This is a genomic window from Pseudomonas mandelii (assembly GCF_002251635.1).
Classification (GTDB): Bacteria; Pseudomonadota; Gammaproteobacteria; order Pseudomonadales; family Pseudomonadaceae; genus Aquipseudomonas; species Aquipseudomonas mandelii_B.
In genome coordinates this window covers 1-8,887 of sequence record NZ_NMOJ01000162.1, presented here as the reverse complement: position 1 = coordinate 8,887, position 8,887 = coordinate 1, and the positions used below count along the sequence as shown (strand labels likewise).

Sequence of the window (8,887 nt, the reverse complement as noted above, 5' to 3'; positions counted from 1 at the left end):
CAAGCCCGCTCCCACAGGTTCTGCTGTGATTTTTTGAAAGTGTACCGTCCGTAAACCCGTCGAAACTTTCTCCCCCGCCCCGAAGTCATCAAAAGACAGGGGCAACCGAGGACCATTAGACGGGAGGCGACATGGCGGCGATTCACATCGGTATTTCAGGCTGGCGCTACACACCCTGGCGGGGAGGTTTCTACCCGAAGGGGCTGACCCAGAAGCGCGAATTGCAGTTCGCATCACGGGCGGTCAACAGCATCGAAATCAATGGATCGTTTTACGCCCTGCAACGGCCTGAACGTTACGCTCAGTGGTACGCCGAAACCCCGGCAGACTTAGTGTTCAGCGTCAAAGCCCCGCGGTTCATCACCCATATCAAACGCCTGCGGGACATTCATAAACCGCTGGCGAATTTCTTTGCCTCCGGAATCCTTGAGCTCAAAGAAAAACTCGGCCCGATCCTGTGGCAGTTCCCGCCCAATTTCAAATTCGACGTCGAGCTGTTCGAAAGCTTCCTCGAGCAATTGCCCCACGATACCCAACAGGCGGCCGCCCTAGCCTGCCAGCACGATTCGCACCTGCACGGCCCCGCCAGCATGAAGGCGTACAAGAAAAAGCCACTGCGCCATGCGGTCGAAATCAGGAACGAGAGCTTTATTGATCCGTCGTTCGTGCGCCTGCTCAAACGCTACAACGTGGCCCTGGTCATCGCCGATACCGCCGGAAAATGGCCATACCGCGAAGACGTCACCAGTGATTTCGTCTACCTGCGCCTGCATGGCGCCGAAGAACTCTACGCCAGCGGTTACACCGCTGAGGCACTGGAGCGCTGGGGCGAGCGGATTGACGCCTGGAACCACGGCCAACAACCGGCGGATCCGCAGCTGATCGCACCTCGGCAAAAGCCGAAAACCCGCAAGTCCCGGGAAGTATTCTGCTATTTCGACAACGACATCAAGGTCCGCGCCCCCTTCGATGCGCGACGCTTGCTTGAGCACTTCCATCTCGACAAAGACCTCGCTACCGCCCCCGGCGAACCTGCTGCCGAAGGGGTATTGCCATGAGCATTTCCGAACCGGTCGGCACCACCGACGAACAGCAACCCATCATCACTGCCGTGCGCCGTTTCACCGTGCTGACGGTCAATACCCACAAGGGGTTCACCGCGCTTAACCGACGCTTCATCCTCCCGGAATTGCGCGAAGCGGTGCGCAGCGTGTCTGCCGACGTGGTGTTTTTGCAGGAAGTCCACGGCACCCACGAGCATCATCCCCAGCGNTACAGNGACTGGCCGAACATGCCGCAGTACGAATTCCTCGCCGACAGCATCTGGCCGCAATTCGCCTACGGTCGCAACGCGATCTACCCGCATGGCGACCATGGCAATGCGCTGCTGTCGAAATTCCAGATCATCCGCTACGACAACCTCGACNTNTCGATCAGCGGCCATGAGAACCGCGGCCTCCTGCACTGCGTGCTGCGCCTGCCGGGCGATGGCCGGGAAGTGCATGCCATTTGCGTGCATCTGGGGCTGCGTGAGAGCCACCGCACGGAACAACTGAAGTTACTGGCGCGACGCCTTGAAGACCTTCCGGTCGACGCCCCGGTGATTGTCGCCGGCGATTTCAACGATTGGCGCCTACGGGCCGATGCCTTGCTCAAGCCCTGCGGACTGCGCGAGGTGTTTGCCGAGCATCTCGGTAAACCGGCGCGCAGTTTTCCAGCGCGACTGCCGGCGTTACGCCTGGACCGTATCTATGTGCGCAACCTCAAGGCCAGCCGTCCGCAAGTGCTGGCGGCACGTCCCTGGTCACACCTTTCCGACCACGCACCGCTGTCGGTGGAGATCGAGCTATGAGCAGCGCCCCGATGGAAAAAGCCACCGTTGAACACGTGCCGACTACCCCGCCGGTGCGTGAACCCGGCGTGGTCGACGTCGAATACGGCTGGCAGGGCAACAACCTTGTGGAAATGCTGGAAAACGGCGAAGCCTATTTCCCACGGGTATTCGAGGCCATGCGCCAGGCCAAGACTGAAATCCTCCTGGAAACCTTCATTGTGTTCGAGGACAAGGTCGGCAATGAGCTGCAACAAGTGCTGATTGAAGCCGCACAACGCGGTGTACGGGTCACCGCCAGTCTCGACGGGTTCGGCTGTGGCGAGTTGACCACCGGGTATCTCACTGCATTGAGCCAGGCCGGTGTGCGCCTGCAAATATTCGATCCGGCACCCAAGCGTTTGGGCATCCGAACCAACTGGTTCCGCCGTCTGCACCGCAAGATTGTGGTGGTGGACGCCGCCGTGGCGTTTATCGGCGGGATCAACTTTTCTGCCGACCACCTCGGGGATTTTGGCCCCGAGGCCAAGCAGGATTACTCGGTTGAAGTGCAAGGCCCGGCGGTGGCCGACATTCATCACTTCGCCCTGCTGCAAAGTGGCCGCCCGGCCCGCGCCAAATACTGGTGGCAACGCCGCCGGCAGAGGCGTTCGGAAATGGCGTTCAGTGACCACGACGGCCAGGTCCGGCTGGTGTACCGCGACAACGGCGACCATCGCACGGATATCGAAGAGGTTTACCGGCAGGTGCTGCGCAGTGCCCAGCGCCGGGTCGTGATCGCCAATGCCTACTTCTTTCCGGGTTACCGCTTGCTGCGCGAAATCCGCAACGCCGCTCGCCGTGGCGTCGACGTGCGCCTGATTCTGCAGGGGCAACCGGACATGATGGTGGCCAAACTGGCCGCGCGCATGACCTACGACTATTTGCTCAAGGCCGGCGTGCAGATTCACGAGTATTGCCAACGGCCGCTGCATGGCAAAGTCGCGCTGGTGGATGACCATTGGAGCACCGTGGGCTCAAGCAACCTGGACCCGTTGAGCCTGTCGCTGAACCTGGAAGCCAACGTGTTGATCCGCGACCGGGCCTTCAACCACGATCTGTTCGAACGGCTTGAGGTGCTGAGCAATAACCACTGCAAAGCCATGTCAGCGGACAAGTCGCCGCGCGGACGGATCTGGCACATGACCGTCGGCTTTCTGGTGTTTCACTTCCTGCGCCATTTCCCGGCGTGGGCCGGTTGGCTGCCGGCGCATAAACCTCGTCTGAAACCCTTCACTCATCCCGCCGGGAGCGATCACCATGGACCGCGTTGAGGCTCACTCGGCAGCTCACGACGACAGCGCAACAACTGACCCGGTAAAGAAAACACGCTGGAGCCGCTGGAAAAAACCGCTGACGATGCTGTTTTTCCTGGCGCTGATCGTGCTGTTCACGATGCTCGCCCAGCGCATCGAATGGAACGAAGTCTTCGACACCCTGGCCGATTTCAAGGTGCGCACGCTGATCATTGCGTCCGGCCTGACGCTGATGAGTTTTCTGGTGTATGCCTGCTTCGACCTGATCGGCCGCACCTACATTCGCCAGCCATTGCGCTGGAAGCAGATCTTGCCGGTGGGGATCATCAGCTATGCGTTCAACCTCAACCTGAGCGCGTGGGTCGGCGGGATCGCCATGCGTTATCGGCTGTACTCACGGCTCGGGGTGAGCACCGGTAATATCGCGAAGATTCTTGGGCTGAGCCTGGCGACCAATTGGTTTGGCTACATGGTGATTGCGGGCGCGGTGTTCAGTAGCGGACTGGTCAGAATGCCGCCGGGCTGGAAATTGAGCAGCGGCGCATTGCAAGGTGTGGGGGTGTTGTTGCTGCTGGTGAGCGCGGGGTATCTGGCGGCGTGCCAGTTCTCCAAACGTCGGGAATGGGCGATACGCGGGGTGGAAATCAACCTGCCGTCCTTGCGCATGGCGGTGCTGCAACTGGCCCTCGGAGCGCTGAACTGGTCGCTGATGGCGGCGGTGATCTTCACGTTGCTGCCCAGCAAACTGGATTACCCGTTGGTGCTGGGCGTGTTGCTGATCAGTGCGATTGCCGGGGTGATTACCCATATTCCTGCCGGCCTTGGGGTCCTGGAAGCGGTGTTTGTGGCGCTGCTGCAACATGAGGCTTCGCGGGGGAGCCTGGTGGCGGGGTTGCTGGCTTATCGGGCGATCTATTTCATCTTGCCGTTGCTGATTACGTTGGTGATGTATCTGGTGGTGGAGGCCAAGGCGAAGTCGCTGCGGATTGCTAAAAAGCCCAAAGAGTCAGGTTGATTTCGTGGACGCCATCGCGGGCAAGCCCGCGATGGCGTCCTCAAAAACGCTGCACATCTCACTTCGATTGAATAATGCTCAACCGCTCACCCACCACCATCTCGGTAATCCAGTCCACCAGGATCGACGTATACGCCTGCTGCGAAACAGGCTCGCTCAACGCGTGATCGGCACCGTCGATAATCCGGTGCGTCAGCGAATGCGTCTGCTGGCACGCGGCGCGGTAGCTCATGATCGTTGCGTGCGGCACGAAGTCGTCGGTCTCTGACTCCACGAGCAGCACATCCCCAGTGAATTGCGAGCAGGCATGCAAGGCGCGATTGCTGTCGGCACGCACCAGCGTGTTGCGGTAATCGCGCAAATCAGCCTTGTCCAGTTCCCGCTTGGGCGTGTGCCATTCATCATCGCGATACAGCGCAGGCACTCGCAGCGCCAGCCAGCGCACCGGGCGCAACGACGTCAGGATAGAGGCCAGATAACCGCCGTAGCTGGTGCCGACCACCGCAATGGCAGAAGTGTCGAGCGCCGGGTGGGCGAGCAAGCGGTCGTACGCAGCCAACAGGTCGCGCAGGTTGTCTTCGCGAGTGACGCGGGACAACGGAATACCGGTGCCGCCNGNATGGCCGCGCAGGTCGAACGTGAGACACACACACCCCAAACCGGCGATGCCTTTGGCCCGCGCAAGATCGCGCTCCTGGCTGCCGCCCCAGCCGTGCACAAACAGCACGCCTGGCACCTTCGATTTTGGGGTCAGGAATGTGCCGCTCATCTGTTCGTCGTCGATATCGATCGCAATGCTTTCGCTTCTAGCCGTCATAAGATTTAACCGTCACATACTTGAGAAGAAAGTCACTGTTTTCCGCCGGCCCGCGATACACCTCGATGGCGTCCGCCGGCAGCGGTTGGTGGATGTAGGTTTCCACCGAAGACACGCGAATCGCGCGCATCCCAGGGTCGTTGACGAAGCTCTGCAACGCGGCCACTTCGGCACTGCTGGCACCGCCCATGCGCCAGGACTGTTCGAGCACGCCGCTGCGCTGTTTGCCGCTGCTGTCCAGGCCCTGGGCGATGTCATAGTTGCGGCGCGAGGCGTAAAAACCGGGATAGGCCTCGTCTGCGGCACTGTCGAACACTTGCGCCTGCCGGATCGCCCGTTGCACATCGTCAGGCAGGTCCAGTTTCAGCAGGTCTTCGTAATCCCCCTGCACCACCAACAGATTGGAACCTCCATAAACCTGCTCGCCCCGACCGTCTTCGGTCAAGTATTGATCACCGCAATAACTCAGCACCTTGCCGCCGAAAAAGCTCTGGCCGACGCTGTGGGTGATCACTTTGTCGAGATCCTGCTCGAGCACCACGCCTTCGCTGAACAGTGCCCTGGCATCGGGGCGAGCCAGAACGGCGTCGAACTGGTCGAGGCTTTTGATCACTTCCTGTCCACGTCCGGCGCAGGCATGAATCGGCTTGATGCGGATGGGACCTGCGTAAAGCAAATGCTCCGCCGCCGGTCGCGCATCGTCGAACGAGAACACGCTGAGGCCATCGAGCACCACGCTGCGTACGCGTTCGGAAAACAACGGTGACCAGCCTTCCGGTGCCTGCGCATTTTTGTTGCGCAACCCGTGGCTGATGGCTTTGGTGCAGATGAAATCGTGGTCAACGTAACCGCCCCACAGATCCTCCGGCCCCGTGACGCCCAAAGCCCGGGCGGCAGCGACGCCGACCAGGGTCTGGGTCGGCAAGAGATAAAGGTCCCGGCCGTTGTGAAGTTCGGGGTCGTAACTGCCACCGAACTTGAGCCCGAGGATTTGAGCCAGCCAACGCGCCAGCGCGCGATTGGTTTCGACTTCGTGCTGGGGCGCCTCGGGGCGGACCGAATGGGCGACCACCAGTTTTTTGCGGTTTGTTGGGGTCATGCGTCCCCCTTTCAATCGGCTTTTGATGAATGTAGTTGAAGGGGTGCAGAGATCAAGCCAAGGGCTGCTTGATCGAAACGTCATTGAATTCAATCGGTTGCAGAAATCGTAATGGCACGACGCCTGCTCGATTCTGCACGACGAGAGTTCTAGCTCCTGCATTTTGCACGACCAAGGCCCAACCACGCTCCCACAGGGGATTTGGGGTGTTTCGACTACCGTGNGCACGACGAGAGTTCTAGCTCCTGCATTTTGCACGACCAAGGCCCAACCACGCTCCCACAGGGGATTTGGGGTGTTTCGACTACCGTGATACGGCAGTAGGCATCACCCCAAACCGTGACCGGTAATCACTCGGCGCCAACCCGGTAATCTTCTTGAACGTCGCCCGAAACGCACTCGGATCCTGATACCCCACCGTCCAGGCAATGTGATCGATGGTGCCGTTGGTGAACTCAAGCATTTCCCGAGCCTTGCCGACCCGCAGGTGCTGGCAGTACTCGGTGGGTTTCAACCCGGTCGCTGCGCGGAAACGGCGCAGGAACGTGCGTTCCTCCAGCCCTGCCCGCTCGGCCATCGCCGTCAGCGACACGTCGGTGGCACCGGTGCTTTGCAGCCAGTGCTGAACCTTGAGAATCGACGCATCGCCGTGGCTGAGAATCGGTGAAAAGTTACTGCCGCATTCACTCGCGCTGTCGCTGTGTTCCACCACCAGAAAACGCGCGGTGCCGGTGGCGATGCTCGGGCCGAGCAAACGGTCGACCAGGCGCAAACCCAGCTCGGACCAGGCCATCAGCCCGGCGGTGGTGATCAGGTCGCCGTCGTCGACGATGGGCGTGTCGGCCATGAGCTTGATGGTCGGGTAACGCTCGGCGAAGCTTTTGGCCGAGGTCCAGTGGGTGGTGGCGCTGCGGCCGTCGAGCAAGCCGCTTTCCGCCAGCAGAATCGAGCCCACGCAGACGCCGCCGAGGGTCGCGCCCCGGGCGTGTTGCTGACGCATCCAGTGGATCAACGCCTGCGGTGCCTGGCCTTCGGAAAATCCGGCAATCGATGGCGGAATCAACACCGCCACCAAGGTGCGGTCGGGCCCGGGATGACTGTCGTACACCCGCTCGGGCGCCTGCTCGCCATCAACTTGCCAATGGCTGACCCGCAGCAACGGCAATTGCGCAGCCTGATGCTCGGCGGCAATCCGGTTGGCCACCCCGAACAGGTCTGTCAGCCCATGCACCGCCGCCATCTGCGCGCCGGGATAAATCAGCACACCGAGTTCGGCGATTGCCCTTTCTGCGTCCATTGTCAGTTTTCCCCCTTCTATTGTCGGTGCGGCCAATCCTCGGAAGGCCTGCCAGAGCCAATACTTCGTTCCACACCCAACACACCTATTTCGAGGAAACAGTCATGGCCAAGCAAGCACTCATCGTAGTCGATATCCAAAACGACTACTTCCCTCAAGGCAAGTGGCCGCTGGTCGGCGCCGACGCTGCCGCCGACAACGCCGTCCGTCTGCTCAAAGCCTTTCGCGACGCCGGTGATTCGGTGGTGCACATCCGTCACGAGTTCACCTCCGAAGAAGCCCCCTTCTTCACCCCGGGTTCCGAAGGCGCGAAGCTGCACCCCAAAGTTCTGAACCGCGCCGATGAGCCGGTGGTGCTCAAGCACTTCGTCAACTCGTTTCGTGAAACCGAACTGAAATCGATCCTCGACGAGCAAGGCATCAAGGAACTGGTGGTCGTTGGCAGCATGAGCCACATGTGTGTGGACGGCATCACCCGCGCCGCCGCGGACTTTGGCTACACCGTCACCGTGATCCACGACGCCTGTGCCTCACGCGATCTGGAATTCAACGGCGTCACGGTGCCCGCCGCCCACGTTCACGCCGCCTTTATGTCGGCCCTGGGTTTCGCCTATGCGAGCGTGATTTCCACTGACGAATTCCTGGCGGCTAACCGCTAACCACGCAACGTATTGATCAAATTCCAAAAAGGGCCCGCCGCGCTTGAGCGCTGCGGGCCTTTTTCGTGGAGCGAAAAATGTATGACAAAAAATCTCACGCGTGAGCTATTGAGCAAGCCGAGATTTACCTGTAGATTTTCTCACGCGTGAGTTTTTCACAACGAGGTCAGTACCATGAAAAGCAGCTCTCCATCGAGCCCGCCAGCAGGGCCCGATACCGATTCAGCAAGCCGCAAGGGAGAGCGCTTGAAGTCGCCCGCGAAAAAGCCGTCGAGCTTTTACATGAAGCAGATGCGCGCGGGCCTGGCAGCCGCCGGTTATGTGAAACACGAGACTTGGGTGCTTCCCGAAAACCGAAGCCTGCTCAAGCAGATGGAGAAACAGCTTCGCCAGCCGATTCTGGCTGGCTCATTCATGTCGGAGAATTTCATGAGCGCAGGTACAAACTGGAATATCGATCGCCTCTTCACGGCTTTTCAGGCCTTGGACGAAGTGGTGTCCAACGACATTACGCTTTCTCTGGTTCAAGGCTCCGAGTCCAGCATCAAGCTGGAAATGAACGACTTCGGGGGCTTGCCGATTTACATCGCGGTAGTGGGCGAGCAGATCATCGTGGACACCGTGCTGGTCGACGTCGAGTCCATCAACGACGTAACCGCATTCAATGACGCGGTGCTGCGCAGCCGGGAAATGTTCCCGTTGTCTTCGATCGGTATCGAGTCCATGCCTAACGGGCAAGTTGTTTACAACATGTTCGGCGCACTGAGTTCCGACTCCAGCCTGACCAACATCGTGACCGAGGTGAAAACCCTGGTTGATAACGTGCAGCGCGCCAGCGAAGCCTTCGAACGTTTCTTCAATTAATTATTCGGGA

At 60.0% G+C, this 8,887-nt stretch carries 9 protein-coding genes; 6 read left to right on the top strand and 3 right to left on the bottom strand.

Features of this window, described 5'->3' with window-relative positions:
* Positions 1–131 precede the first annotated feature (131 nt).
* The 4 genes from B7L09_RS20775 (at position 132) to B7L09_RS20760 (ending at position 4,141) form a co-directional block, all read left to right on the top strand.
* Positions 132–1,058, top strand: a complete 927-nt coding sequence (locus B7L09_RS20775) for a DUF72 domain-containing protein (RefSeq protein WP_094470409.1) — start codon at positions 132–134, stop codon at positions 1,056–1,058.
* On the top strand, positions 1,055–1,852 hold the full coding sequence (locus B7L09_RS20770; RefSeq protein ID WP_094470408.1) for an endonuclease/exonuclease/phosphatase family protein: 798 nt from the start codon (positions 1,055–1,057) through the stop codon (positions 1,850–1,852). Before B7L09_RS20775 ends, B7L09_RS20770 begins: the two co-directional genes overlap by 4 nt.
* Positions 1,849–3,144 carry a cardiolipin synthase ClsB gene (gene clsB / locus B7L09_RS20765; RefSeq protein WP_094470407.1) on the top strand — a complete coding sequence of 432 codons (1,296 nt, stop codon included), beginning with the start codon at positions 1,849–1,851 and terminating at the stop codon, positions 3,142–3,144. The genes B7L09_RS20770 and clsB overlap by 4 nt, the downstream gene beginning before the upstream one ends.
* Positions 3,131–4,141: a lysylphosphatidylglycerol synthase domain-containing protein gene (locus B7L09_RS20760; RefSeq protein WP_094470406.1), complete on the top strand. Its 1,011-nt coding sequence runs from the start codon at positions 3,131–3,133 to the stop codon at positions 4,139–4,141. Before clsB ends, B7L09_RS20760 begins: the two co-directional genes overlap by 14 nt.
* 58 nt (positions 4,142–4,199) lie before the next feature.
* Here B7L09_RS20760 and B7L09_RS20755 read toward each other — a convergent pair whose 3' ends face one another.
* The 3 genes from B7L09_RS20755 to B7L09_RS20745 form a co-directional block, all read right to left on the bottom strand.
* Positions 4,200–4,958, bottom strand: coding sequence for an alpha/beta hydrolase family protein (locus B7L09_RS20755; protein ID WP_094470405.1), 759 nt, complete (start codon positions 4,956–4,958; stop codon positions 4,200–4,202).
* Complete coding sequence (locus B7L09_RS20750) at positions 4,948–6,057, bottom strand: DUF3182 family protein (RefSeq protein WP_094470404.1); 1,110 nt, start codon at positions 6,055–6,057, stop codon at positions 4,948–4,950. The genes B7L09_RS20755 and B7L09_RS20750 overlap by 11 nt, the downstream gene beginning before the upstream one ends.
* 304 nt (positions 6,058–6,361) lie before the next feature.
* Entirely contained in the window at positions 6,362–7,354 is a 993-nt protein-coding gene (locus tag B7L09_RS20745; protein ID WP_094470403.1) for a GlxA family transcriptional regulator, read from the bottom strand.
* A 104-nt stretch (positions 7,355–7,458) separates the two neighbouring features.
* On the opposite strand from B7L09_RS20745, the gene B7L09_RS20740 reads away from it, so the two are divergent.
* Both B7L09_RS20740 and B7L09_RS20735 read left to right on the top strand, forming a co-directional pair.
* Positions 7,459–8,013 (top strand): cysteine hydrolase family protein, encoded by a 555-nt coding sequence (locus B7L09_RS20740; protein WP_094470402.1) that lies wholly within the window; start codon positions 7,459–7,461, stop codon positions 8,011–8,013.
* A gap of 282 nt (positions 8,014–8,295) precedes the next feature.
* On the top strand, positions 8,296–8,877 hold the full coding sequence (locus tag B7L09_RS20735) for a YjfI family protein (RefSeq protein ID WP_094470401.1): 582 nt from the start codon (positions 8,296–8,298) through the stop codon (positions 8,875–8,877).
* Positions 8,878–8,887: the final 10 nt, after the last annotated feature.